Here is a 26,308-nt window from a genome sequence, read left to right on the forward strand (position 1 = left end):
GGGAGCGGGCCCGCGTCTGCCGATCCGGCGTCATTGTGCATGGACGCCAATCCATTCGGCGCCATGAACGGGTTGGGCGGGGCCAGCGGACCGAATGGGGCGGCGGCGTGCGTGGCGGGCGGGAAGACGGCGGGCAGCGCCGAAATGGCACACGCGGTAAGCAATGCCGTGGGTATGGCGAGCACTGCCGCAGGAAACCGCACGTAGGTCCCCTCCCGTGTATTGGGTCACAGAGGATCTTGACGAACGCGGAAAACGACACGGCCACATCGGGTTAACGATTTTGTCTCGAAAAGACTTGTGACCAGTAACATGATGGTTGAGTTGTCCGAAAATCACTGTGCGACTGTAATTTCGGATATTTCGACCGGGTAGGTTCGGCGCTCCGAATGCCGCGCGCCACGGCAATCCCATCAGGCCAGAACGAATGAGATGTGCCCCTTGGCGCCCTGGATCCGGCCGGGAGAGCCGATGACGCACCGACCCGATGACGGACTACAAGGCTATGAAGTCCCGGCAGTCCTGCCCAAAAGTCGGCGCCAGGGTCCGGCCTGCGAGTAACCTCATGGCCACAGATTGCGCGAGGGCCGACGATCGGCACGCCTCCCTCGTGCTCTCGAGGAGAGACCCGTGTCGCATGTCGTTGCAGCGCCCGATTTTCTGAGCACCGCGGCCGAGGATTTGGCCGCGATGGGGTCGGCGGTCAGCACGGCCACCGCAGCGGCCGCCCGATCCACAACCCTGCTGCTGGCCGCGGGCGCCGACGACGTCTCCACCCACATTGCGGCGTTGTTCAGCACGCACGGCCTGCAGTATCAGCTGGCCAGTGCCCAAGCGGCGGAGTTTCACGAGCTGTTCGTGCTCACCTTGGCGGCCGACGCCAACACGTATCTGACCACCGAGATCGCCAACGCGCAGCGATGTCTGGCCGGCGCGATCAACGCCCCGGCCACGGCGCTGCTCGAGCACCCGCTGCTCGGCGCCGACCCGACGGCCTCGGCCAGCACCGCAGCCACGCCCGCCGGGGGCGCCTCGATGGCGCCCGCGGCGGCAGGCACCAGGATTACGGTCCCGGGGGCCGGACCGCTTTACTACCCGAGATTCCTCACCGAGCTGCCCTATCTGGGACAGGCACTCCTGCTGGGCATTCCGGGGCCCAGTTCGGCGTCGATCCTGCAGGGATATGACTTGATCAACCATGCGATCGGCGAAAACTGGTTCCCCGACACCATCGCTTCGGTCATCAACTATCCGGCCAGCATCGGCATCCTCAGCGGCAGTCTGACCGCCCCCGACACCAACACGGCCGTCGCCATCGGAACGCGGATGCTCCATGAGCAGATCATGAGCGCGGTGACCAATAGCAGCGGGTTGCCGGTGCACGTGGCCGCACTGTCACAGGGCACCATCGTCGCCAACCGCGAGTTGGCTTACCTGGCAACCGACCCCAACGCGCCACCGGCCCATGCCCTGGAGTTCGCCTTGTTCGGCAGCCCTGAGCTCGGTTTGGCGCACATCTACTTGCCCGATGGCCTGACCGTGCCGTTGATCAACTACACGGTGCATGGCCTGGCCAACACCCAATACGACGTCAGCGTGGTCAATGGCCAATACGACTTCTGGGGCAATCCGCCCGACCGGCCATGGAATCTCCCGGCCTGGGTGAACTCCCTGTTCGGGGCCGCCTACTACCACAACACGTCATCGTTTGCCTCGCTGTCGGACGCGGTCGAAGTGTCCAGCGTGACCACCTCGCTGGGAGGCACGATCACGACGTACCTGATCCCGTCCCCGACGTTGCCGATGCTATTACCGCTCGAGCAGATCGGTGTCCCGGCGCCGATCGTCGCGGGCCTCAACTCGGTGCTGGCACCGATCGTCAACGACGGATACTCCTCGCTGACTCCCAACGCCGGCCCGTACTTCTCGCAAGGAGCGCTGGTCGGTCTGCCCAGCGCGGCCGATGTGCTGGGGTCCTGGCCATGGCCAGCGCTGGGGTCAGTGACGGCACACATATGCTGAACCAATGGCGTCGATCTTCACCAAGATCATCAACCGTGAACTGCCCGGCCGCTTTGTCTACGAGGACGATGACGTCGTCGCGTTCTTGACGATTGAGCCGATGACCCAGGGCCACACGTTGGTGGTCCCGCGCGCCGAAATCGATCAGTGGCAGACCGTGGACGGCGCGGTATTCGGCCGGGTGATGGAAGTCAGTCAGCTGATCGGCAAGGCGGTGTGCAAGGCGTTTGGCACCGAACGCGCCGGCGTCATCATCGCCGGGTTAGAGGTCCCACACCTGCACATCCACGTGTTCCCCACCCGCCACTTGAGCGACTTCGGTTTCGCCACCGTCGACCGCAATCCGTCACCGGAATCACTGGACGAAGCGCAAGCCAAAATCAAAAAGGCGCTATCGGAGCTGACCTGAATCGGTCTAACTGACCGGCTCGGTGAGTTCCACCGCCGCCTCGCTGACGCGCGGCAGCGTGACGCGAAAGCAACACCCCTCCCCCGGCGCGGTCGTCAGCGTGACATCGCCGCCGTGCGCCTTCACCAGGGAGTGGACGATCGACAGACCAAGCCCGGTCCCACCACTGGCGCGGGCGCGGGAAGAGTCGGTCCGGTAGAACCGCTCGAATACCCTGGCCGCGTCCTCCGCGGGCATCCCGGGACCTTTGTCTGCCACTTCCAGGACCGCGTTCTGGCCAGCCGTGCCGACCCGCACCGTGACGTCGGCGCTGTCGGGCGTGTGCTGCAGCGCGTTGCCGACGAGGTTGCTGAGCACCTGGCGCAACCGGGGCTCGTCGCCGAGCACCTCCGGTGTGCCCGGGCCCTCCAGGACTTCGACGGTGATGGCGCGCTTCCGGTCGATCGCCCGCGCATCGTGCACCGCATCGGCGGCAAGAACCAGCAAGTCCACCCGGTTGCGCTCCAGCGGCCGTTGCACGTCCAGGCGGGCCAGCGTCAGCAAATCGTCCACCAACAGACCCATCCGGCTGGCTTCGCTCTCGATCCGCGACAGCAACATGGCCACATCGCGCGCCGCGCCCTGGCGATACAGCTCGGCGAAGCCGCGGATCGTGGTCAGCGGGGTACGTAGTTCGTGGCTGGCATCGGTGATGAAACGCAGCATCCGTTCTTCGGAACTGCGCGCCTTTTCCGCCGAATCCTCCGACGCCGCCAGCGCTACTTGGATCTGGGACAGCATTCCATTCATGGCGAGCGAAAGCTGGCCCACCTCGGTTCGGGGATCACGTTCTGGCACCCGGCGATCCAGCTGACCCGAAGCGATGGCCGCGGCGGTCTGCTCGACTTCGGACAGCGGCCGCAGGCTGCGTTGCACCACCGCGAAGCCGGCCAGGCCGACCACCACAAGTAGCCCGGCCCCAATGCCGATCTGCAGCCAGACCAGCGACCGCACCGTGTGCTGAACGTCGGACAGATCGATGGCCACCGTCGTCAGGCCGCCCTGCGGCCCGTGCACCGAGACCGCCCGCCACTCGATGTTCGAGCCGTTCACCGAGGGCAGCGTCGTCGGATCCGAACCCACGTCGTTGTCGGCGGGCAGCGCCGGCTCGGCGTTGCGGTCGTTGATGGCCGTCATGGCCCGACCGTCGGGACTGATGCTGCGCACGTAGAACTTCGACGGAGGCCGGGCCGGGTCGGGGCCTTCAACGCTGGGCATCGAATGCCGCCAGGAGGCTTGCGCCCAGGTGCGCGAGGCTTCCAGCAGCGTCGAGTCGATCCTGCTGACCAGGCTGTGTCGCAGGATCGAGGTGACCGCCACGCCCGAGGTCAGCAGGCCACACAACACCAGGGCGAGGGTGGCCGCGACCAGACCCACCCGGAGCGGCACTGCGCGCGGAAGACGTTCGGCCATCGCGGCGCTCCTCCCTAACCTGCCGGGCTAGGGAGCACGCTCATCGCGGCTCCCGCAGCACATAGCCGACCCCACGCAAGGTGTGCAGCAGCCGCTTGTCGCCGGTATCGATCTTGCGCCGCAGATACGACACGTAGGACTCGACGACGTTGACGTCGCCACCGAAGTCGTAGCGCCACACATGGTCGAGAATTTTCGGCTTGCTCAGCACCGTGCCCGCATTGATCACGAAATAACGCAACAAGGTGAACTCGGTGGGCGATAGCGACACCGGCTGGCCGGCCTTCCACACTTCGTGGGTTTCCTCATCGAGCTCGATATCGGCGAACGTAAGGCGGGAATTGCGCGGCTCTGCGCTGCCCTTGCCGACGCGGCGCAGAATTACCCGCAACCGGGCAACGACCTCTTCCAGGCTGAAGGGCTTTGTCACGTAGTCATCGCCGCCCAGGGTCAGCCCCGCGATCTTGTCCTGCAGCGAGTCCCGGGCGGTCAAGAACAGTGCGGGTGCATCGATGCCGTCGGCGCGCAGCCGCCGCAGCACGCCGAAGCCCTCCATCCCAGGCATCATCACATCGAGAATCACCGCGTCCGGGCGGGTTTCCCTGGCCCGATCCAACGCCTGCGCGCCGTTGGTCGCCGTGTGCACCTCGAATCCCTGAAACTTCAGACTGACCGAGAGCAGCTCGACGATGTTGTCCTCGTCGTCGACAACGAGGATGCGTGCTTCTGGTTTGGTGGCCTCGCCCGGGGTTGTGGCTATCATGACATTAATTCCTGCAACATGCAGCTGAAAGCTTGCTTAACGTTCATTGTGTACTTCCTGAAAGCTCGTTGACAGTCAACTGCTAATAGTCTGCCAGGAATAGTCGTGCCTGCCCGAACCCGGACGCAATTATTGCGGCGCGTCGTGAATAGACTCACAGAATGAACGTCGGCCAAAGCCTGGTGGCCTTTGCCACCGCCCCCGCCCGCGCCGGTCTCGCCGCCGCTGAGGCCAGCCTCAACCTCGCGGGAGCCGCCGTCGGCCTGGCCAAGCAAGCGCTCGGCGAAACCAGCACCGATGCCGGCAAAAACGCCATGGCCAGCGTGCTCGGCATCGAGGACGCGATCGTGCGCGCCAACCGGCTGGCCAAGCTGCTCGACGAGGATGCGCCGTTGGGGCGGGCGATCGCGCCCAACGGCCCGATGGACCGGATGCTGCGCCCGGGCGGGGTGGTCGACCTGCTGACCGCGCCCGGTGGTTTGATCGACCGCGTGACCGCCGAGGGCGGCGCGATGCATCGCGCGCTGCAGCCGGGCGGGCTGGCCGATCAACTGGTCGCCGAGGACGGCTTGATCGAACGGGTCCTTTCCGAGGACGGGCTGGCCGATCGGCTGCTGTCCGAAGGTGGTCTGGTCGACAAGCTCACCGCCAAGAACGGGCCCCTCGAACAGCTCGCCGATGTGGCCGACACCCTGGCCCGGCTGGCCCCCGGCATGGAGGCGCTGGAGCCGGCGATCGAGACCCTGCAAGACGCCGTCGTCGCGCTCACCATGGTGGTCAACCCGCTGAGCAGCATCGCCGAGCGCATCCCGCTGCCGGGCCGGCGTCCCGCGCGCCGTTCGTCCTCGCGCCCGGTGCGCTCCCAGCGAGTGGTCGACGCCGACGAGTGAGGGGTTAGGCTGGCAGCGGTCTTACCGGCCTCCTTAGCTCAGTGGTAGAGCACTCGCCTTGTAAGCGAGCGGTCGTCAGTTCAATCCTGACAGGGGGCTCCACCTGGCGCCCGGCAGCAACCGCCGTGGGGGCAGCACCAGCCTCGATGGCCGGGTAGGGTCCATTGGCGAGCGCGCCATGGCGATCCAACCCATTGCCCAGTTGTCGGCAACCCAGCCGCCCGGCACCGCTTCGACGCGCGAAACGGGGCCAGCCGTCATACGGTCGACGCACGGCACCCGGAGAGCAAAGTAGGTAACACCGGTGAAAGCGGTGATCATCGGTGCGGGCATCGGCGGCATGAGTGCCGCGATTGCCCTGCGCCAGATCGACATTGACACCGAGGTCTATGAGCGTGTCACCGAGAACAAGCCGGTCGGCGCCGCCATCTCGGTGTGGTCCAACGGGGTGAAATGCCTCAACTAACTGGGACTCGAGCAGCAGACGGCACGGCTGGGCGGGATCGTCGAGACGATGAGCTACGCCGAGGCCCACTCCGGCCAGACCATGTGCCGGATCTCGATGCAGCCGCTCATCGAGCAGGTCGGTCAGCGCCCGTACCCGATCGCCCGCGCCGAGCTGCAGCAAATGCTGATGGAGGCCTACGGGATCGACGAGATCCATTTCGGCATGAAGATGGTCGAGGTCGCCAACCGCGACGGCGCCGCCACCGCGACGTTCGCCGACGGCACCATCGCGAGTGCCGACATCCTCATCGGCGCCGACGGCGCAAACTCGATCACCCGGGAATACGTACTGGGCGGGCCGGTCACCCGGCGCTACGCCGGCTACGTCAACTAAAACGGGCTGGTGGAGGTCGACGAAGCCATCAGCCCCGCCAACGAGTGGACCATGTATGTCGGCAACGGCAAGCGGGTGTCGGCGATGCCGGTCGCCGATGACAGGTTCTACTTCTTCTTCGACGTGGTCGAGCCCGAGGGCCTGCCCTTCGAGAAAGGCACCGCGCGAGAGGTGCTGCGCGAGCAGTTCGCCGGTTGGGCACCGGGCGTGCAGGCCTTGATCGACAAGCTCGACCCGACGACCACCAACCGCGTCGAGATCCTCGACCTGGACCCGTTCCACACCTGGGTCAAGGGGCGCATCGCCGTGCTTGGCGATGCCGCCCACAACACCACGCCCGACATCGGGCAGGGCGGATGCTCGGCGATGGAAGACGCGGTGACACTGCAATGGGCGCTCAAGGACAACCCCACCGACGTTGCGGCCGCGCTGGCCGCCTATCAGGCCAGCCGCACCGAACGGGCCGACGATCTGGTGTTGCGGGCCCGTAAGCGCTGCGACGTCATCCACGCCAAGGACCCCGATACCACCGCAGCCTGGTATAAGGAGCTGCGAAACGAAGACGGCACCAACATCATTCGCGGGCTCGTCGCCAACATCATGGGTGGGCCGCTCACTCCGCTGAGTTGATCGCCCGCCACACTCGGGCCGCGGTCATCGGCAGCCGGGTGACCCGCGCAGCGCAGGCCCGGGCGATCGCGTTGGCCAGAGCCGGCGCCACCGGGTTGTAGGGCGATTCGGCCATCGATTTCGCGCCCAGCGGACCGAGCTCGTCGAAGGTGTCGGCGAAGTACACCTCGGTGAGGGGCACGTCGACGAACTGCGGAATGTGATAGTCGCGCAGCGTCTGGGTGAGCACCCTGCCGTCGGGGCCGATCTTCAGGTCCTCATACAGCGCGGAACCGATCGCCTGCGCCACGCTGCCCTCCACCTGCCCGCGGCACTGCTCCGGGTTCAGCACCACCCCGGCGTCGGCGGCCTGAACCGACTGCAAGATCTCCACCTGGCCGGTGTCGGTGTTGACCGCGACCCGGAAGGCGTGCACGTTGAACGACACCGACCGCGGTGTCCCGTCCTGGCTTCCCTGCCCGGTCAACGGCGTCGGCAATTGGCCGAACCCGACCAGCTGCTGCCCGCACTGCACGCCGTGCGGGCCCAGCACGCAGTCGGCCGGCGACGCGCCGGCCACCTCGGCCGCGGCGGCGATGATCCGGCTGCGCAACCGTTGGGCCGCGGCCAGCGCCGCACGTCCGGCGATCACGGTTCCGGCCGAGCCGAACGCCCCGGTGTCGTGCTCGACCACGTCGGTGTCGGACTGGCGGATCACGATCCGGTCGCTGGTGGTGCCCAACGCCGTGGCGGTCAGCTGCGCGTGCACGGTGGTGGTGCCGTTGCCGAACTCCGAGGTGCCGACGCACAGCGTGTAGACGCCGGCGTCGTCGACCGAGATCTCGGCGGACCCGAAATGCCCGCCCGGGGGCAGCGTCGCGATCATCGCCAGGGCCATGCCCTCCCCGACTCGCCAGCCCGCGCCGTCGGGAGCCGGTCTGCCACCGCGGCGCAAAGCGTCCTGAGCCAGGTCCAGGCATTGATCCAGCCCGTAGCTGCCGAACGTCAGATCATTCTCGCCGGCATGGGCATCGACGAACGGGTCGCCGGGCACCACCATGTTTCGGCGCCGGAACTCGAACGCGTCGATGCCCAGTCGTTGTGCCAGGTCGTCGAGTGCCGACTCCACCGCGAAGACCATCTGGCCCACGCCGTAGCCGCGGAACGCCCCCGACGGCACGTTATTGATGTACACGGCCTCGGCGTCGATGCGCTTGTTCGCACAGCGGTACACCGACACCGACTCGCCGCAACCGTGAAACAGCACACCCCGAGTGTGGTTTCCGTACGCCCCGGCATCCATCAGGGCATCGACCGCCAGCGCGGTCAGCACCCCATCCCCGTCGGCGGCCACGGTGACGTCGATGCGGTAGGGGTGGCGGCACGTCGCCCGGACGAACTCGTCGACACGGGTGAACTCGTAGCGCACCGGCCGGCCCAGTCTCAGCACGGCCAACGTCACCAGGTCCTCGGTGAGCATCTCCTGTTTGCCGCCGAATCCGCCGCCGACCCGCTTGGTGAAAACGTGGACCTGGTCGCGGTCCAGCCCGAAGACGTGACACAGTTCGTCGCGGACCAGAAACGGTGTCTGGGAGCTGGTGCGAATCACCAGTCGCCCGCGGCTGTCCCGCCACCCGGTGCAGCCATGGGTTTCGAGGTGGGCCGGCTGCACTCGGGCGGTCTGCCACCGTCCGCGCACCACCGCTCCGCCGGAGGCCTGTGCGGCGGCAATGCCGGCTTCGACATCGCCGGTGCCGCCATGTAATTCGGCGACCAGGTTGCGCGCCGGGTCGGCGATGCGGGCCTGGCCGCCCTTGTCGGCGTGCAAGAGCACCGCGCCTGGCGCCCGGGCCTGCTCCGGATCGAACACGGCCGGCAGTTCCTCGTACTCGATCTGGATCGCCCGGCAAGCTTTTTCGGCGACCGCCACGCTGTCGGCGACCACCGCCGCAACCCGCTGTCCGATGAAGCACACGGTGCGGTCCAACACATAGGTGTCGTCGGGGTCTTCGGTGCGCATCTCGTGGCGCGCGGTGGAGAACGCAACGGGTGGGCTGTCGTGGTGGGTGAGGATCAGGTGGACACCCGGTATCGCCGCGGCCGCCGTGGTGTCGATCGAGGTGATACGGGCGTGCGCGAGCGGGCTGCCGAGCACGGCCAGGTGCAGCAGGCCGGCCGGCGCGTCGTCTGTGGTGTAGGGCTCGGTGCCGGTCACCACCCGCAATGCCGCCGGTGCGCCGATCGAGCGCCCGGCGTCGGATCCGCTGGGCTTCTCGACATTGACCTTGCCCTCCAGCGCGTCCAGGATCGCCCGGTAGCCGGTGCACCGGCACAGGTTGCCCTTGAGATGCTGTGGCAGATTGGCCAATTCGTCATCGCCGAAGGTCGACGCGGTGACCACCAGACCGGCCGTGCAAAACCAGCACTGGAAGGCGGCCGCCTCGGCGAAACGGCGCTGCATCGGGTGCAGGTCATCGGGGGTGCCCAGCCCGGCCACCGTCGTGACGGTGCGGCCCGCCGCGCGAAATGCCGGGAACACGCACGAGTGCACCGCGGCGCCGTCGACCAAGACCGAGCAAGCGCCGCAGTCACCGGCATCGCAGCCCATCTTGACTTCGAAGTGGCCGTGCTCGCGCAGGAAGGTGCGCAGGCATTGCCCGGCCGCCGGGGTGGCGTCCAGGTCAGCTCCGTTGACGGTGAACCTCATGCCAGCTCGGCCAGGATCTGCTCGGCCAGCACCAGGCTCACCGCTGCCCGCCAATCGGGATCGCCGTGTGCGTCGCGGGTCCAGGCGCCATCGGGTATGCCGGCGTGGGCGGCGCGCAGCTCGTCGGTGCCGGGCAGGGTGGGGAACTCAAACACGAAGGGGCGCAGGGTGGCCGCCGTGATCGACAGCACGAAGCCGCCGCCGTCGGACTCGGCGCCACGGCGGCCGATCACCACGATGCCGGAGCGCCCCAGCGCGGACGGGGCGAGCTTGCGGAAGGCGGTCCGGGCCCGCAGCGCGGCGGCCGGCAGGTGAAAGGAGCGCAGCACGTCGCCGGGCACGAGCACGTTGGCGGCCTGTCCGGTGACGAACTCGGCGACCGGCAGCGTGTAGTCGTTGCCATCGGCGCACCAAACCGTCACGCGCGCATCCAACGCGGACAGCAGCGAAATCATGGCGCCGGCCGGAAAGGACAGGCACACATTGCCGCCGATGGTGGCGGTGCGCCAGATCTTGGCCGACGCCAGCATTGCGGTGCAGCACTGATACAGCAGCGCACCGGCCGTCCAGTCGGCGGGCAGCCGCCCCGACAGCGTCGAGATCTCGGCAAGTGTGCACGTTGCGGCCAGGTCAATACCGTTGTCGCCGAACGCTATCGGCTGCCAGCCCAGGCCGGTGATGTCGACCAGGCGGCGTTTGTGTGAGTTCGGTTCGGAGAACAGCCAGGTCCCGCCGGCGAGAATGGCGTCGGTGGGCTCCAGCGGCCAGAGTTCGTCGCGGCGGCTGGGGGTATTGACGATTTCTACGGAGTTGAGATCCATTAACTCCCCCGGTATGTCGAATACGCGTACGGCGACAACAACAGCGGCACGTGGTAGTTGGCGTCGACGTCAGTGAGGTCGAAGGCGATGACGACCTCGGGGTAGAACCCGGCGGTGCCGCTCGCGTCGAAATATTCGCCGGTATCGAAGCGCAGCCGGTAGATCCCGGCGGCCAGTGTCGCACCGAGCGACTTGATCCGGCCGTCATCGTCGGTGCGGCCGCTGGCAAGAGGTGTTCCGGCGGCGTCGGTGAGTTCCACGGCAACTCCGGCCGCGGGTCGACCGCTCACGGCGTCCAGCACATGTGTCGAAAGGCTCATGGGTTCACCATGCCAGGCCGGTAGCCACGCGCGGCGCTCACGCGGGCTCACGCAGCAGCCGCTGCAGCCGCAGCCGGTTGATCCTGGCCAGTTCGTTGCGCATCACCCGGCGTTCGGTTTCCGGGTCGTTGTCGAGCCGGTCGGTGAGCGTCTCGAGCAAGTCCTCGGCGGATCGTCCGGTGGCGCACACCAAGTAGACGTAACCGAACTTGTCCTCGTACTTGCGATTTTTTTCGGCGAGTTCGGCGCGCACGGCCTCGCCGGCCCCGGCAACCAGGGCCTGCTGACGCGCCGAGGACGCGTTGTCGGCCCTGGCACCGATGCGAGGGTGGCCGTCCAGCGCGGCGTCGATCTCGGCCTCGGGCAGCTGGGCCAGTACCCGGTCCGCGCGGTCCAGCAGCGCATCGACATCATCGAACGGCGCGCCGGCCAGCACCCGGCGCGCCCAGATCGTCGTCGAGCACACGCCGAACAGCAGGTGCATGCGTTGGCGATCTGTGAGGCGATTGAAGCCATCAAGGCCCAGGGCAGGCTTGGTCATCTAGTGCAGCTCGTTGAGTCGGCTGAGCCTGGCCGACGCAATCGGGTTCGCGTCGGCGACCAGATCGCTGAACCGGTAGTTGGCGATCTTGGCCGCCTCGATGAGGGCGTACGCCCTCTCGGTGGCGGGGGAATTGTCCATCCGCGACCAGCCGTTCTTGAGCACCCGGTCGAAGCGCTCGGTCTCGCGGGCGCAGATGATCAGCGGGAAGCCGAAGTGTTCGCGGTAGGCGCTGGCAAGCTCCACCACTACGTTGTGATCCCGCTCGTCGAGATTGGATAGCGACACGTGGTCGACGGCCAGGGCGCGTCCGGTCTCGTCCTCGGCACCCAGATCGTGAAACGCATTGAGTAGCTCCATCTGCTGCTCGGAGGACCCGGTGAGCACCGCGTCCTGGAACGCCTCGCGAAGCGCGGCGGTGTCGGCGAACGGCCGGTGCTCGTAGGCACGGTCGATCACCCAGGGGACGTCCTGCACGACATGGCCGAACACTTCGGTGAATCGCTCGCGGGTCATCGCGTTGACCTCATGGAGGGTAATCGAGCCGCCGCCGGCCACCCGTGGCCCATGCGAGCCGGTGTGAAAGAACACGATGTTGAGCACGATCGCGGCGACGGCACCGATGCTGATGCCGCTGCCGAAGATCAGGTCCACGCCCGACGGCATCGACTCGGCGACGTCGGGATAGGACATCACCCACAACGCCAGCGCCAGGCTGGTAGTCACGATGATGAGGTTTCGGTGGTCGGTGAAGTCGACCTTGCCCAGCGTCTGGATGCCCACCACGGCGACGGTGGCAAACAGCGTCAACGCCGCCCCGCCGAGGACCGGGCTGGGGACCGCCGAGACGACCGCGGCGACCTTGGGCAGGAACCCGAGCACGATCATCACCACCCCGGCGGCGGCCACCACCCAGCGACTCTTGACCCGCGTGAGCCGCACCAGCCCGACGTTCTCGGAGAACGCGGTGTAAGGAAAGGAGTTGAAGATTCCGCCGATCACGGTGGCCAGGCCGTCGGCGCGCAGCACGTTGCCGATTTGGGCGGCCTTGATGCGCTTGCCGACGATCTCGCCGGTGGCCAGCGTCGAGCCGGTCGACTCCACCGAGGTGATCATCAGCACGATGACCATCGTCAGGCATGCCACGAAGTCGAATTTGGGCATACCGAACGCGAACGGCTCGGTGAATCCGATAACCGACGCCTCGTCCACCTTGGCGAAGCTCATGTCGCCCAGACCGTAGGCGACCACGCAGCCCACGACCAAGCCGATCAACACCGCGATGGTGGCCATGAAACCACTGAACACCCGCTGGATCGCCACGATGATCGCGATCGTTCCCAGCGCGTAGAGCAGCCAGCGAATGTTGGTCGGGTCGTGCTCGCCGGTGCGCGGATTGGTCACCGCGTCGCCGGCGCCCACCGGCACCAGGCACAGCCCGATGATGGTGATCAGCGTGCCGGTGACCACCGGGGGAAAAAATCGCAGTAGCTTGGTGAAGATCGGGGCGATCAGGATGGTGAACAAACCGGCGACGATCACCGCGCGGTAGACGTAGAGCAGGCTAGGCGTTCCGCCGCCATGAGAAAGTCCGATGGCGATAACCGGCGACACCCCAGCGAACGCCACGCCCTGCAGCAAGGGCAGCCGCACCCCGATCTTCCAGAAGCCAACGGACTGGATGATCGAGGCGACGCCACAGGTGAACAGGTCCGCGGTGATCAGCTTGACCAGGTCCTGGTGCGGCAGGTCGATCGCGTTGGCAATGATGATCGGCACCACGACCGCCCCGGCGTAGAACGCTACGACGTGCTGAAAGCCGTAGGTCGCCAACTTGGGGATCAGCAGTACCTCGTCGACCGGATGAACACGTCTGACCGGGCTTGTGGGGGGAGCCGACATGCCATAGAGAATCCTTGAGATCCGTCGCTCGCGCACGTCGAAATGCCGGTAACCGTGCTAATTGGGGCATCTGCGGCAGGTCACTGCTTGGCCATGGCAATGTTGAACCGGTCTTCGGCGGTGATCAGATGGTCATGGCTGTCTGCACCGAGATCGATCTGCACCCAGGCGATGGTGCCGCTGAATGCGTTGCCGGTGGGGCCGTAATCGGGCGAGGCGGGCGATCCGGTGTCGCACCCGACGTCACAGGCCTCATCGGCGGAAAACGCCATGGGTTGGGTGCGTTCGACCCGTCCCTGGCCCACCGCTTTGCCGTCGTAGAAAAGCGTGACATCGCCGCCCCTGCCCAACCCGCCGCCGTCGTAGCCGAATTACATCCGGAGCTGGTGCTTGCCGGCGGGGATCGGCTTGGTCGCGGCCACCATGTAGTGGTCAATGCCGAGGAAGTTGTAGCAGTACTTGAGCCTGCCCTCGTGGGCGTACAGCGTCCAGCCCCCGGCGCTGCCGCCCTGGGTGATGAGCACTCCGCTGGCCCCGCCTGTTGGCACCTCGACTTCGGCGGTCACCGAGTGCGATTTGTTCTTGATCGTCAAGACGCACCATTCGCTGACGCGCATCCCGTCGAACAACAGCTGGCTGTTGCCCCGCACCAATTGCGGACGGCCGGCGATATCGGGGTTGATCCGCTCGAAGCCGCGGTCATCGAGCGGCACAACGTTGTACTTGGTGGCCTCGATGAGCCAAAGCCGCTGCAGCTCGGCGAGCTTGGCCGGGTTCTGCGTGGCCAGATCGTGCGCCTGGGTCCAGTCACCGGGGGCATACAGCTCCCATACGTCGTCGTCGAACGGCGGTGGGGCGTCGGCTTTCCACGGGGTGCGGTGTTTGGTCACCGCGGTCCAGCCCTGGAAGTAGATGCCGCGGTTGCCCATCATCTCGAAATATTGGACCTCGTGGGTTTCAGGCGCCGCGGCATCGCGCAGCGTCGACATCATGCTGACGCCTTCGAGGGGCGCCTGGGCTATTCCATTGACCGAGTGCGGCGCCGGCAAACCGGCCGCCTCCAGGATGGTCGGCGCCACGTCGATCACGTGGTGGAACTGGTCGCGCATTCCCCCTTGGGCGGTGAGGCCGTTGGGCCAGTGCACGACGGTGCCGTTGCGGGTGCCGCCCCAGTGCGAGGCGACCTGCTTGGTCCACTGGTAGGGCGCGCAGAGGGCATGCGCCCAGCCGACGGCGTAGTGGTTGTAGGCATCCGGGGTGCCGAAATCGTCGGTCTTGGATAGCAGGAACTCCGTCGTCTCGATCCCGGGTAACCCGTTGAGCGTGGTCATCTCGTTGAAGCACCCGTTGATGGCGCCCTCGGCCGAGGCTCCGTTGTCGCCGATGATGTAGTAGATCAGCGTGTCGTCGAGGACACCGAGGTCATCGATGGCATCGACGAGGCGACCCACCTCATGGTCGGTCTGCTCGAGGAACCCGGCGTAGATCTCCATCTGCCTGGCCAATACCGGCTTGAGCTCGTCGGGCATGTCGTCCCAGGCCGGGATCTCGTCATGGCGCTTGGTCAGCTCAGCGTCATCGGGCACCACCCCGAGTTCCTTCTGCCGGTTGAGGGTCTTCTCCCGCAGCGCGTCCCACCCGTCGTCGAACTTGCCCCGGTACTTGTCCGACCACACTTTGGGCACGTGATGCGGGGCGTGGGTCGCACCGGGCGCGAAATACATGAAGAACGGCTTGTCGGGCATCAGCGCCTTTTGCTGGCGTACCCAGGTGAGCGCCCGATCCGCCAGATCCTCGGTCAGCGTGTAGCCCTGCTCCGGAGTCTTGGGCGGTTCCACCGCCGTGGTGCCCTCGTACAGACCCGGGTAGTACTGATTGGCCTCGCCGCCGACGAAGCCGTAGAAGTACTCGAACCCCGAACCCGTCGGCCACTGGTGGAACGGCCCCATCGGGGTGACCTCCCGCCCCGGCACCTCGTGACACTTGCCGAACTGTGCGGTGGAATAGCCGTTGAGCTTCAAGGTCTCGGCCAGCGGTGCCTTCTCCTTGGGCCTGATGCTGTTGTTGCCGGGCGCCGAGGTGGCCATCTCGGTGATCGCGCCCATGCCCACCGAGTGGTGGTTGCGCCCGGTCAACAGTGCTTGCCGGGTGGGTGAACACAGCGCGGTGGTGTGGAACCGGTTGAGTTTGAGCCCGCCGGCCGCCAGCCGTTCGGCCACCGGGGTGCGACACGGTCCGCCGAACGCCGACGCCGCGCCGAACCCGACATCGTCGATCAAGACGATGAGCACGTTCGGCGCCCCCTGCGGCGGGCGCAGCTGCTTGATCGGTGGGTATTTGGTGTTGGGGTCCTTGGCGTCGTAGGTGGTCAATCCCACGTGCTTGGGGTCGGGGATGGGCAGGTGCTCACGGGCCAGATGCGGCTCGCGGTGCGCGTCTGAGGCGGCCCCGGTCGACGATTTCTTGGCTGGGGTATTCTTCGCCGCCTTGGCCATCATGAACTCCTTGTCAATTGGCTTTACTGCCTTGCTAACTCGCGCAGCCGCTGCCTCACTACCCTGCCACGACCCCATCGAGCGGGGACTGTTATCGCCAGTTCGGTTTGCTGGGACGTTGTGCCAGGAGCACGACGAGATTAGATTTCGTCGACATGGAGCCCAGGTGGCCACCTTTTCAAGAGCCGAGCGCTCGCCGGGTATGGCACCAGGTGCTCAGACCGGTAGCCGCCGAAATGCAAACGTGCGCAACCCAGCTGGCGCGTGACATCGTTGACCGATACCAGTCCGAGTTGCCGAGCATCGTTCCCGATCCGCCGGCGGTGGCCGAACAGCTTGCCAGCGTCGAAGCCAGTGTCCGCCAAATCGCCGAGTGCATCGACTCCGGGGAGGGGCCGCGGCTGCTCGACCTGACGCCGGCCACCGCCGCGATCGGTCGCTCTGGAGTGCAACGAAACATTGCGCTCAATGACCTCTTCCGCTCGGTACGGATGGCCCAGGAGCGAACGTGGCAATGGCTGTTCGACCGGATCACCGCGAGTTCGGCAGCGGCCGACCACGACCGGGCGCTCGACCTGGCCACCAACTGGCTGTTCGGTTCTGTCGACGTCGTCCTGATTCGGGCCGAACGGCTCTACGAAGTCGAACGCGAGGCCTGGTTGACCGGTGCGGCCGCCGCACGCGCGGCGGCGGTCGAGGACATCCTCACCGAACGTGAAGACGATGCGCAGCGGGCTTCCACCCGGCTGCGTTACGACGTCAACCGACACCATGTCGGCGTCAGCGTGTGGCGCGACGTGACCCAGGACGCCTGCGCTGGCCAAGTGACACTCACCCAGGCACTGACGCAGCTGACTCGTGCCATCGCGGCCCAAAGCGTCCTGGCCCATCCGGCCGGCTCGAAGGCCATTGCCGGCTGGCTGAGCCGGCCGCAGGCATTCACCGCTGCGGAGCTGGATGTGGCCAACATCGGTAGCGGCATCCACCTACCGCAGGACGTCCGGGTCGCCATCGGTGAACCGGGTTGGGGGATAAGCGGTTTCCGTCGCACCCATATCGAGGCGTCGCACGCGCAACGGTTCGTCTCATTGCTCGGGGTTCGCGTTGAGGTGGTGACCTGCTACCGCAACGTTGCGGTAGCAGCCCTGGCCGGCACGGACCGCGGGCACGCGGTGGCATTCGTCAGACGCGTCCTGGGGCCTTTGGCCGCCAACGATGAGGGGACGTATCGGATTGCCACCACGCTTGCGGTGTATCTCGAGGAAAACCGCAGCCCGGCCAAGGCCGCGCAACGACTTGGGGTGCATCCCAACACGGTCAGCTATCGGGTCCACCAGGCCGAGGAATTGCTTGGCCGCACGATCGACATCGGCACCCTTGATCTGTCGGTCGCGCTCGCACTATTGCCCGCCACGCGCGCCGTGACCCAGGGCAGCAGTGGCGACCTGTGATCCTGGCCGGCTACTCCTCCGGGGCTTGCGGGCCGCTTCCTGCTTTGCGGCCCTTGCAAGATAGGAACGCCTGCATGTGCTGTTGCGGCTCACCGGTCTGGAACGCAAGGCCGAATTGCTCGATGCTGTCCTCGATCGCCGCCTGCACCGTCATGTCGGGCCACTTGGCCAGTAGGCGTTTTTGCTGCTGAAGGGCCTGCGGGCCGAATCCGGCAAGTTTTGTTGCGAGTGCGGCGATCCGCAGGTCCAGCGCGTCGGGCGCGACGACCTCGTGCACCAGTGCCCAGCTTGCGGCCGTGTCGGCGTCGATGGTTTCACCAGTCAGCAGCAGCCAAGTTGTCCGCGAGGCCCCGACCAGCGCCGGCAGCAACGCCGAATGGATCACCGACGGGATTCCCACCGCCACTTCGGGCATGCCGAATCGGGCGCCGGATTCGGCGATCCGCAGATCGCAGCACGCCGCGATTTCCAGGCCCCCGCCCAGACACCAACCCGCGATTCGGGCGATGACCGGAACGGGGCACTGTCGAATCGACTCGCACAGGCCCGCCAGTCGGCGGATGAAGGCCTGGGCGCTGAGGCGGTCCAGGGTGACCATTTCCTTGATGTCGGCGCCACCGATGAACGCCTTCTCGCCCGCGGCGCGCAGTACCACGACCCGCACGCCGCTGTCTTGGTTGATGCTGCGAAATGCATTGGTAAGGGCCGTGGTAGCCGCGGTTCCGACAATGTTCAGCGGTCCCGAATCGATCAGTTCGACGGTGGCCACGCCGCCGTCACGACCGAGGTTGACGAACCGGCTCTCCGTCGTCTCCATGCGCTGTGGTTGTCGTGGCCCACACTTATACGACCAGGCTGGGCACGCCCGCCGTCAGGCCGTCGGTCGCGCCGCAGATAGCGTTGACGACGTCCTCGGTCACCTCGATCGGGAAGTTGATCACCGCGCTGCCGACCTCCTCGATGCCGTCGCGCACCGCGGTCAGGATGGTCGTCGGATTGCCGGTGAACAATGAATAGAAAATGTCCCAGCCCGCATATTGCGGCGCGGTGATCAGGTTCCGCACGTCGACGAATAGCTGGGTCGGCAATGTCGCCGGTGCGACAGGAATCCCGTCCCAACTGACCATCGTCCAGCCGTTGGCGGGACTGCCCTGCACCTCGACCACGCCGGTGTTGGGCAGCGGGTGGGTGAGCAGCAGGAGTGGATCGGGGTTGTCGACGTTCATCATTGTCCCGACCCCGATGGTGAATGCGCTCGAGTAGGCGACGTCGGTGATCTTGCCGTTGGCGGCCAAGACCGGGTTCGCCAAGGCGGCGCTGTACATGGTGTCCATCGCGTGGGTGAAGTCCTGGTTGAAAACCACGCCGTTGAAGTCCAGCGAGCCCGGGGTCAGCATCGGCACGATGGGGTATCCGAGCGTCCAGGCCATCGGGCCGATCAGATACAGCAGGCCTGCGGGCGTGATCTGCTGTAGACCATCGAAGATGCCGGCACTGATCTCGTTGAGTCCGGACAGCGCCGGAACGTCGGTTATCCCATACAGGGCAGCCAACGGCGCGGCGGTTTGCTGGGTACGGAGCAACTCCGAGTCGAAGATCCCCGCGTAGGGGCCCTTCGCGAAAAGCTTGCCGGCAATGATGTCCGCCTGTAGGTGGCCCTCCGCTGTCAGCGGCGGGCCGGGCACGTTGGTGTCGATCAGCTCCGCAACGTTGCTCGCCGTCTGCCCGTGCCGGACGAAGTCGATCACGATCGACTGGCCGTTGCCGGGGTCAGCAACCCAGCCGGTGCCCGGCTCCCCGATGAACAGCCCGGCACGGCCACCCAGCGCGCTGCCCCCACCGGCGCCGCCATTGCCGAAGAACAAGGCTTGGCCACCAACACCGCCGACCCCGCCGACCCGGCCGCCCCCGCCGTTGCCCATCAGCCAGCCGCCGGTACCGCCCATGCCGCCGGGACCGCCGCCGAAGCCGTTACCGCCGAGGCCACCGTTGCCGATCAGCCCGGCATCTCCGCCGATACCGCCCGCGACGGCGCCCATCCCGCCGGTCGGGGTGTAGCCGGGGCCGCCGTCGCCGAACAGGATCCCGCCGGCGCCACCATTGGGGTGTGCGGCCGTTCCGGCGGCACCGTTGCTGATCAGGCCACGCCCGAACAGGGCTTCGGTGGGCGCATTGATGACCGGATCAATAACCTCGCCGGCCGGGCTACTGATCCACGCCTGGCCGGCCGCGCGTATCGGACCGTAGACCGCGGTCTGAAACCCGTCCGCAACCGCCGAACTCAAGCCGGTGACGATGGTCGCCTCGGCGCTGGCATACGACGCCCCCGCCTCACTCAAGGCACGGACAAACTGCTCGTGGAACGTCGCGGCCTGGGCCGCCGCCTCCTGATATTCCTGGGCATTGGCGCCGAACAGCGCCGCAATGGCCCCAGACACCTCATCGGCGGCCGCCGCCATCACCTCAGTCGTCGGAATCGCCGCCGCCAGATTGCCGGCACTAACGGCTGACCCAATTTGCACCACATCCGCCGCTGCCGTCGCCAACATGTCTGGCGCCACGAGCACAAAAGACATCGCCTACCCCTCGTGTTGTCGCGTACTAGCCATCATGGTGGGCAACGCCGAAAAAGATGCGCACATCGAAGAAAAAATTGCGAGTGCGGATCCGGGTTTGCGGTCCACCCGCACTGAGATCGGCGCAACCCCGGCAAACAACGCGAGCACGGCCGGTAAGAAGATGACTACCTTTCCCCGCCGGCCAAGGGCCGCAATCATAAGATCGGCCAATGCATCTTGACGAGTACATGTCGCTGGATGCGACTGGCCTGGCCGAGCTGGTGGCGAGCAAGCAAGTCCGCGCTACCGAGCTACTTGCTTTGGCGCGTCAGCGCGCCGACGCGGTCAACCCGAGGTTGAACGCGATCATCCGTCGTATCGATGCCCTCGCCGAGGAACGGGCCGCTGATCCGGAGCTACGTGGACCGCTTGCCGGCGTCCCCTTCCTGATCAAGGACCTCGATCAGGAATATCGCGGCTTTCCCAGCTCGTGTGGATCTCGGTCGCTGGCCAACGATGTCGCCAAACAGCACGCCCTGGTCACCCAACGATTCCTGGACGCGGGCCTGGTCGTCTTCGGCATGACCAATACACCCGAGTTCGGGGCCAAGGGCATCACCGAACCCGATTACTGGGGGCCGGCCCGCAACCCGTGGAATCCGCAGCACACCCCGGGCTGCTCCTCGGGCGGATCGGGGGCCGCGGTTGCCGCCGGGATCGTTCCGGTGGCCGGTGCCAACGACGGTGGCGGATCGATCCGCATTCCCGCGGCCTGCAACGGGCTGGTCGGGCTCAAGCTCGGCCGGGGATTGTCGCCCTATGGCCCGCAGGCCGGCGAGCCGCTGTTCGGCATGGTTACTCAGGGGGTGGTTTCGCGCACCGTTCGCGACAGCGCCGCCATCTTCGATGCGATCGTCGGGCCCAATCCACGCGCCGCCTACCAGGTCGCCCTTCCCGACACCACCTTCGTCGAACACATCAAGAACCGTCCGGGCGCGCTCAAGATCGGGTACTCGGCGTCGTCTGCGATCAACGCCGCGCCTGACCGCGAGGCCGTCACGGCAGTCGAGGCCGCGGCGAGTCTGCTCGAAGACCTGGGCCACCACGTCGAGCAAGTCGATCCCCCCTACGACGACGACGCGCTGGCCCGCGATTTCCTGACCATCTGGTTCGCGCAGCTGCACTGCCAAGTCGCCGATATCCGAAAGCGGATTGGGGCCCGCGACAGCGACTTTGAAAGCGGACACACTAGCGATGGCCGAACTCGGCCGATCCACCGGTGTGCTGGCGCCGCTGCTTGCGCTGGACAACCGCAACAACTACATCCAGTCCCTGGCGAGTTTCCATGAGAGTTACGACTACTTCCTGACTCCCAGCCTGGCGACTCCGCCACCGGCCGTCGGCGAGACAACCACGCCACCACGCCTGCAGACGGCGGCGCGGCTGATGAGCAAGTTGCGTGCCGGAAAGGTGCTCTCGCTCAGCGGGATCATGGACGATCTCATTCAAGAGAGCCTGGGCTGGGTGCCCTACACCCAGCTGGCCAATCTGACCGGACGACCCGCCATCAGCGTGCCGCTGCACTGGACACCGGCCGGCCTGCCGTTGGGTGTGCAGTTCGTCGGAGGCCTGGGCAGCGATGGCGACCTCTTGGCGCTGGCAGCCCAACTCGAAGAGGCCCGTCCCTGGGCGCACCGGCATCCGGCGACACCGCCCGCCGGCTAGGTGTCGGCGCGCCGGGCGCGTCAGTTCACCGCGGACGACGCCGCGGGTTCATCCAGCTCGTCGAGCGCTTCCCCGGTATAGACGGCAAGCCGCTGCAAATGTGGCAACGTGTCGTGGCAACCGATGAACCCGAAGTTCAGTGTCCCGGCATAACTCTGCAAGGTGACGTTGAGCGCTTGGCTGTGTGCCACCAGGGAGACCGGATGGACGCCTCCATCCGGCTACCCCACAGGTAGAGCACTTCCTGCGGCCCGGGAACGTTGCTGACACAAAGGTTGAAGGTGTAGGGCAACGGCGGCTTCACCCCGGTGAGGGTGCTGGCCAGCTGGATACCATAGGGCACCATCAGGGCCGCGCTGTAGGCCAGGATCGCGTCGCGGTCCATGTTCTTCAGCTGAGCCTTTGCCATCCGGGTGGACGCGGTGACCGCCCGCAGCCGCTCCGCGGGATCGGCGATGTCGGTGCCCAGCGTGGCCAGGATGGTCGCGACAGCGTTGCCGCCCCCTTCGTCGTCCTTGGGCCGCACGTTGACCGGTAACACGGCGATCAGCGGCTTGTCGGGCAGCTCGCCAAGTTCGTCGAGGAAGCGCCGCAAGCCGCCCCCGATGATCGCCATCGCGACATCGTTGACCGTCGCATCATATTGAGCCCCAATCGCTTTCATCCGCGCCAGCGGGTACTGCTGGGTGGCGAACCGGCGGTTGCGGCTGATCCGGGTGTTGAGAATGCAGTGCGGAGCCTGCACCGAGCTGACCAGGTCGCGGTACTCGTTGTCGCTGCGCAGCTGGGAGTTGACCAGCGCCATGGTGAGGTCGAGCGAGGATCGTCCCGCGCTGGCCACCGAACCGAGCACGCTACCCACCCCGCTGACCATGCCCCCCAGGCCCTTGACCACGTCGCCCAACCCGCTGAGCACATTGCCCGCCCCACCGATCAGGCCGCCGCCGGCGGACTCTTCGGTGTCGGCGGGCGCCGGGCCGGGGGTGGGGATGTTGAAGAACAACGGGTGCGTGGTGTCGTGTGGGTCGGCGGACAAACTGCGGGCCAGCATTTTCTGGCCGGTGTAGCCGTCGATCAACGAGTGATGCATCTTGATGTAGATCGCGAACCGACCGCCTTCGAGGCCTTCGATGAAGTGCATCTCCCACGGTGGACGCCTCAGGTCCAGCGCGTGACTGTGCAACCGCGACACCAGGATTCCGAGTTCACGCTCGTCGCCCGGGCTGGCCAGGGCGGAGCGCCGCACGTGGTAGTCCAGGTCAAAGTTTTCGTCGTAAACCCACGATTGGGTGGGGCTGTAGAGCAAGTCCGGGTGGCTCAGCTTCAGGTTCCACGGTTCCACAACCTCGTTGGCCTTGCTCTCATCGACGAGTTGTCGCAAGAAATCCGCGGGCGCGTCATCCGGTGGTGTGAAGGGCATCAGGGCACCGACGTGCATCATGGTGCTCGGCGACTCGGAGTAGAGAAAAAACATGTCTTGCGGGCCCAGCCGCTTGGCGGTCTTGCTCACCGATCACTCCTCGCTTGGTTGGCGCTCCGGCAAGGCCGGCTGCCGAGGGCCGTCGTGATGTGTGGGCCGGTCGGATGGTTTGGCGGCGACACACAGCCTTTCCAGATTTCGACCGTAGCCCACCTGGGCGGCGCAAATCATCGGTGTCAGCGCACTGGCGACCAGATAATTTCGACGTTGGGTCGGCAGTTCGGCGGATACAGTGAACCGATGCGCCGCCGGGTGGGTCGGTTGCCGCGCGAGCCAGAGATCGGTGCCAGCACGCACGCCGCGGGCGAGTCGCGTCTGGGCGATGACCCTCGCCCCGACGACCATCCCGTCAGGCTGGACGCCGAACTTCTGATGACCACGGCGACGTGCCTGATGCTCCCGGTGATGGTCACCCTGGATACCACGGTCGTCAACGTGGCTCAGCGAACGTTCATCGAAGAGTTCTCGTCCACCCAGGCGGTGGTCGCGTGGACATCGACCGGCTACACCTTGTCGCTGGCCTCGGTGATCCCGCTGACCGGCTGGGCGGCGAATCGGCTCGGCACCAAGCGCCTGGTCATGGGTTCGGTGCTGCTGTTCACGCTGGGATCGTTGCTGTGCGCGATGGCATCGAGCATTACCCTGCTGGTGGCCTTCCGCGCGGCGCAGGGCCTTGGCGGCGGAATACTCATACCGCTGCAGCTCATCATTCTGGCGCGCGCGGCGGGTCCGGCCCGCTTGGGCCGGGTACTGACGATCAGCATGATCTCGGTGTTGATGGCCCCGATCGCCGGGCCCATTCTGGGCGGCTGGTTGATCGACGCGTTTGGCTGGCAGTGGATCTTCTTGATCAACCTGCCGATCGGAGCCCTGACCTTGATACTGGCCGGGTTGGTGCTGCCCGGTGACGATTCTCTGCCCGCGGAGTCGCTGGACCTCGTGGGCATGGCGCTGCTGTCCCCGGCGCTGGTGCTGCTGCTCTACGGGCTATCAGCGCTGCCGGCGCGCGGCACCATCGGCGACCCGCAAGTCTGGCTGCCGACCACGGTCGGCTTGATCCTGATCGGCGGTTTCGCGCTGCACGCCCTGCACCGTGGCGACCACGCGCTGATCGATCTGCGACTGCTCAAGAACCGGGCCGTCGCGGCGGCCAACGCCACCCGATTCATGTTCGCCGTCACCTTTTTCGGCAGCTGCCTGTTGTTTCCGGCGTACTTCCAGCAGGTGCTCGGAAAAACACCGCTGCAGTCCGGGCTGCTGCTCATCCCCCAGACGCTGGCCGCTGCCGCGGTTATGCCGATCGTGGGGCGGCTGATGGAGAAGCGGGGCCCGCGCGATGTGGTGTTGATGGGGACCGCGTTGACCGTGGTCGGCATGGGCATCTTTATCTACGGCATGAGCCGTGAGCACGTGCATCTTCCGGCGCTGCTGATCGGGCTCGGCACGTTCGGGGTGGGTACCGCCGCCATGATGGTTCCGGTGTCCTGGTCGGCCGTGCACATGCTGAATTCCAGCGAAGTCGCGCACGGCTCAACGCTATTCAACGTCAACCACAACGTCGCGGCGTCGGTGGACGCGGCGCTGATGTCGGTCGTACTCACCAGCCGATTCAACGGCAGCGCTGACATCGCGGCGGCCAACCGCGCGGATGAGATCCGCGAACAGGCGCTCCGGCAGCATCTGCCACTGGATGTGTCCAACCTGCCGCCGCGGATTCGAACCCCGGGGTTTGCCGAGCACCTCACCAAAGACTTGTCGCTGGCCTACGCCGGGGTCTTCTTGCTCGGAATGATCGTGGTCGCGACAACAGCCATTCCGGCGTGGTTCCTACCCAAGCGCCCCGCCCCGCGGATCGAGTTGTTGCAGGTTGAGCCATAGCGCGCCACCGTGGGGCCGGCGCGGCCCGAGGGCCGAGGGCCGAGGGAATCAGCTAGCCCCGGACTCCGGGGGCTCCGTCATTTTCAGGATTGCCGCGGCCAACGGGTAGTCAGCGCCCTCGCGCTCCTCGATGTAGCGACGTATTCGTTCATTACCGAAAAACGAGGCCCCCGCCTGTTCCATGTACTGGCGCATCTCTTCGATGTCGAGCAGGATCAACTCATCCTGCCCGCGCCAGCCGAACGCAATCTGTAGTACGCGCGAGGAGACGTCGAAGTACTCCCCCACCGCGATCAACTCCGCGTAGCTGGGGAAATCGTCAGCATCCTTACGCCGTGAATAGGTCGCCTTGGGCAAGTTGAGCGCGGAACCGATTTCACTATCTGGAACGTCCCGGTTCAACAGCCACTCTAGGACGCGGCCAAGGTCCTTACCTGCGGGATTCAACCTCGGCACCCCACCAATGTATGGCTTGTTTTGGAATGAGTCAACTTTGGCGAAAATCTGAGCCTGCATTCCAACACCAGGCACGATTTGCCCGTTTTCGATCGGTGCTTCCTTTTTTGGAACCAATTTCATACAGTAGCGACGCGAGGGTCCATTGCGGCACAGAAGACCGCCACAGGAAGTGGGATCCTGAAACGACAGATCGGGGCCAATCTCATGACGGACGCCGCAGCGACCTACAGCCACCCACTGCCGGCAAGGCAGTGCCTGTCCAGTGGGCGGCTGTCGCGAGTCGTCGTCGGTATCGCGGCTGGAGTGACGCTGATCGCCTCTGCACCCGCATACGCGGACGCCGGTGAAACGACGGGCCCGTCCTACCGACTCGGCTACGACAAGGCCGTGAAAGACGGCCGCTTCACGATCAGCCGGATGCAGGCAATGGGGTTCCCGACCGACTCGATCATCGTCTCCGGCCAGGTGCACAAGGTCTGCGCCAACCAGCTGGCGGCCGTGCAGCAGGTCCGGGACGTCTACGCCCCCGACTTCCTGCGTGGTTGCGCCAGCGGCGTACAGACTTTGGTCAATGCCGGCATTCCCAGCTGACTAGCCAACGAACCCGCAGGTTCGGTGCCAGACCCGTACTGGCACGAGGTCGACCAAAAGGTCGTCATTGCCACAAAAAAATTAGACGGTTCGGCTGGAAAAACACCTAGGATTTTCAGAGTGGCCCTACCTGAAGCATCTGAAGCGCTCGACAGCACGCTGCGCGACCTCAAGGCCCGCATCGCTGCCTTGGAAGCGTCGCGGACCAGCTACGAGGAAATAGTCGACGCGATCAAGGCTTTTGGCCAAACCCAGCAGATGCTCGCCGACGTACTCAGGGCATACGGCGGCGACATGCGCGGCACCGCCGAGGACTCCAACGAGCGCATCCGCAAGCTGGAAGCATCCGTTGCGGAGATCAAGAAGATGCTGACCCAGGGCTAGCAGGCTGACC

At 66.1% G+C, this 26,308-nt stretch carries 17 protein-coding genes, 1 tRNA gene and 4 pseudogenes; 10 read left to right on the forward strand and 12 right to left on the reverse strand.

The annotated features are described in order from the left end of the window. Positions 1–630: 630 nt before the first annotated feature. Both G6N41_RS01735 and G6N41_RS01740 read left to right on the forward strand, forming a co-directional pair. On the forward strand, positions 631–2,022 hold the full coding sequence (locus tag G6N41_RS01735) for a PE-PPE domain-containing protein (RefSeq protein WP_198966406.1): 1,392 nt from the start codon (positions 631–633) through the stop codon (positions 2,020–2,022). 4 nt (positions 2,023–2,026) lie between these two features. Then, positions 2,027–2,431 (forward strand): HIT family protein, encoded by a 405-nt coding sequence (locus G6N41_RS01740; RefSeq protein WP_011738794.1) that lies wholly within the window; start codon positions 2,027–2,029, stop codon positions 2,429–2,431. A 6-nt stretch (positions 2,432–2,437) separates the two neighbouring features. Here G6N41_RS01740 and G6N41_RS01745 read toward each other — a convergent pair whose 3' ends face one another. Continuing rightward, entirely contained in the window at positions 2,438–3,883 is a 1,446-nt protein-coding gene (locus tag G6N41_RS01745) for a sensor histidine kinase (RefSeq protein ID WP_198966407.1), read from the reverse strand. Positions 3,884–3,923: 40 nt separating this feature from the next. Further along, a complete protein-coding gene (gene phoP / locus G6N41_RS01750; RefSeq protein WP_198966408.1) occupies positions 3,924–4,646 on the reverse strand; it encodes a two-component system response regulator PhoP in 723 nt (240 codons plus the stop codon). Positions 4,647–4,807: 161 nt separating this feature from the next. Here phoP and G6N41_RS01755 point away from each other — a divergent pair, with 161 nt between their 5' ends. From G6N41_RS01755 to hpxO, 3 genes and pseudogenes are all read left to right on the forward strand, one after another. After that, complete coding sequence (locus G6N41_RS01755; protein WP_198966409.1) at positions 4,808–5,536, forward strand: hypothetical protein; 729 nt, start codon at positions 4,808–4,810, stop codon at positions 5,534–5,536. 27 nt (positions 5,537–5,563) lie between these two features. Continuing rightward, positions 5,564–5,638 (forward strand) — tRNA-Thr (locus G6N41_RS01760). Between the two features lie 202 nt (positions 5,639–5,840). Beyond that, positions 5,841–7,007: pseudogene (hpxO, locus tag G6N41_RS01765) on the forward strand (FAD-dependent urate hydroxylase HpxO). Here the strand turns inward: hpxO and G6N41_RS01770 are convergent. The 6 genes and pseudogenes from G6N41_RS01770 to G6N41_RS01795 form a co-directional block, all read right to left on the reverse strand. After that, a complete protein-coding gene (locus tag G6N41_RS01770) occupies positions 6,991–9,693 on the reverse strand; it encodes a molybdopterin-dependent oxidoreductase (RefSeq protein ID WP_198966410.1) in 2,703 nt (900 codons plus the stop codon). The pseudogene hpxO and the gene G6N41_RS01770 overlap by 17 nt on opposite strands. After that, entirely contained in the window at positions 9,690–10,514 is an 825-nt protein-coding gene (locus G6N41_RS01775) for an FAD binding domain-containing protein (RefSeq protein ID WP_198966411.1), read from the reverse strand. Before G6N41_RS01775 ends, G6N41_RS01770 begins: the two co-directional genes overlap by 4 nt. Continuing rightward, complete coding sequence (gene uraH / locus G6N41_RS01780; RefSeq protein ID WP_198966412.1) at positions 10,514–10,834, reverse strand: hydroxyisourate hydrolase; 321 nt, start codon at positions 10,832–10,834, stop codon at positions 10,514–10,516. The genes G6N41_RS01775 and uraH overlap by 1 nt, the downstream gene beginning before the upstream one ends. 37 nt (positions 10,835–10,871) lie before the next feature. Then, the gene (uraD, locus tag G6N41_RS01785; RefSeq protein WP_198966413.1) at positions 10,872–11,375 is read right to left on the reverse strand and encodes a 2-oxo-4-hydroxy-4-carboxy-5-ureidoimidazoline decarboxylase; all 504 of its coding nucleotides are present in this window, start codon (positions 11,373–11,375) and stop codon (positions 10,872–10,874) included. Beyond that, a complete protein-coding gene (locus tag G6N41_RS01790; RefSeq protein ID WP_198966414.1) occupies positions 11,376–13,277 on the reverse strand; it encodes a solute carrier family 23 protein in 1,902 nt (633 codons plus the stop codon). 80 nt (positions 13,278–13,357) lie between these two features. Continuing rightward, positions 13,358–15,772: pseudogene (locus tag G6N41_RS01795) on the reverse strand (arylsulfatase). A gap of 236 nt (positions 15,773–16,008) precedes the next feature. On the opposite strand from G6N41_RS01795, the gene G6N41_RS01800 reads away from it, so the two are divergent. Then, positions 16,009–17,223, forward strand: a complete 1,215-nt coding sequence (locus tag G6N41_RS01800; RefSeq protein WP_231608777.1) for a PucR family transcriptional regulator — start codon at positions 16,009–16,011, stop codon at positions 17,221–17,223. A 10-nt stretch (positions 17,224–17,233) separates the two neighbouring features. Here the strand turns inward: G6N41_RS01800 and G6N41_RS01805 are convergent, their stop codons facing one another. Beyond that, entirely contained in the window at positions 17,234–18,040 is an 807-nt protein-coding gene (locus G6N41_RS01805) for an enoyl-CoA hydratase (RefSeq protein ID WP_198966416.1), read from the reverse strand. A gap of 25 nt (positions 18,041–18,065) precedes the next feature. Further along, positions 18,066–19,799 carry a PE domain-containing protein gene (locus G6N41_RS01810; RefSeq protein WP_198966417.1) on the reverse strand — a complete coding sequence of 578 codons (1,734 nt, stop codon included), beginning with the start codon at positions 19,797–19,799 and terminating at the stop codon, positions 18,066–18,068. A 212-nt stretch (positions 19,800–20,011) separates the two neighbouring features. Here G6N41_RS01810 and G6N41_RS01815 point away from each other — a divergent pair. Next, positions 20,012–21,506: pseudogene (locus G6N41_RS01815) on the forward strand (amidase). A gap of 20 nt (positions 21,507–21,526) precedes the next feature. Here G6N41_RS01815 and G6N41_RS01820 read toward each other — a convergent pair. After that, positions 21,527–23,016 (reverse strand): annotated as a pseudogene (locus tag G6N41_RS01820) (WS/DGAT/MGAT family O-acyltransferase). Positions 23,017–23,226: 210 nt separating this feature from the next. Here G6N41_RS01820 and G6N41_RS01825 point away from each other — a divergent pair. Next, complete coding sequence (locus G6N41_RS01825) at positions 23,227–24,864, forward strand: DHA2 family efflux MFS transporter permease subunit (protein ID WP_198966418.1); 1,638 nt, start codon at positions 23,227–23,229, stop codon at positions 24,862–24,864. Between the two features lie 48 nt (positions 24,865–24,912). Here the strand turns inward: G6N41_RS01825 and G6N41_RS01830 are convergent, their stop codons facing one another. After that, the gene (locus G6N41_RS01830) at positions 24,913–25,395 is read right to left on the reverse strand and encodes a hypothetical protein (protein WP_231608778.1); all 483 of its coding nucleotides are present in this window, start codon (positions 25,393–25,395) and stop codon (positions 24,913–24,915) included. Positions 25,396–25,527: 132 nt separating this feature from the next. Here G6N41_RS01830 and G6N41_RS01835 point away from each other — a divergent pair, with 132 nt between their 5' ends. Next, entirely contained in the window at positions 25,528–25,914 is a 387-nt protein-coding gene (locus G6N41_RS01835) for a hypothetical protein (protein WP_198966420.1), read from the forward strand. Between the two features lie 24 nt (positions 25,915–25,938). Further along, on the forward strand, positions 25,939–26,298 hold the full coding sequence (locus tag G6N41_RS01840; RefSeq protein ID WP_231608779.1) for a hypothetical protein: 360 nt from the start codon (positions 25,939–25,941) through the stop codon (positions 26,296–26,298). Positions 26,299–26,308: the final 10 nt, after the last annotated feature.

The sequence above is a fragment of the Mycobacterium shottsii genome, from assembly GCF_010728525.1.
In the GTDB taxonomy this organism is placed as follows: Bacteria; Actinomycetota; Actinomycetes; order Mycobacteriales; family Mycobacteriaceae; genus Mycobacterium; species Mycobacterium marinum.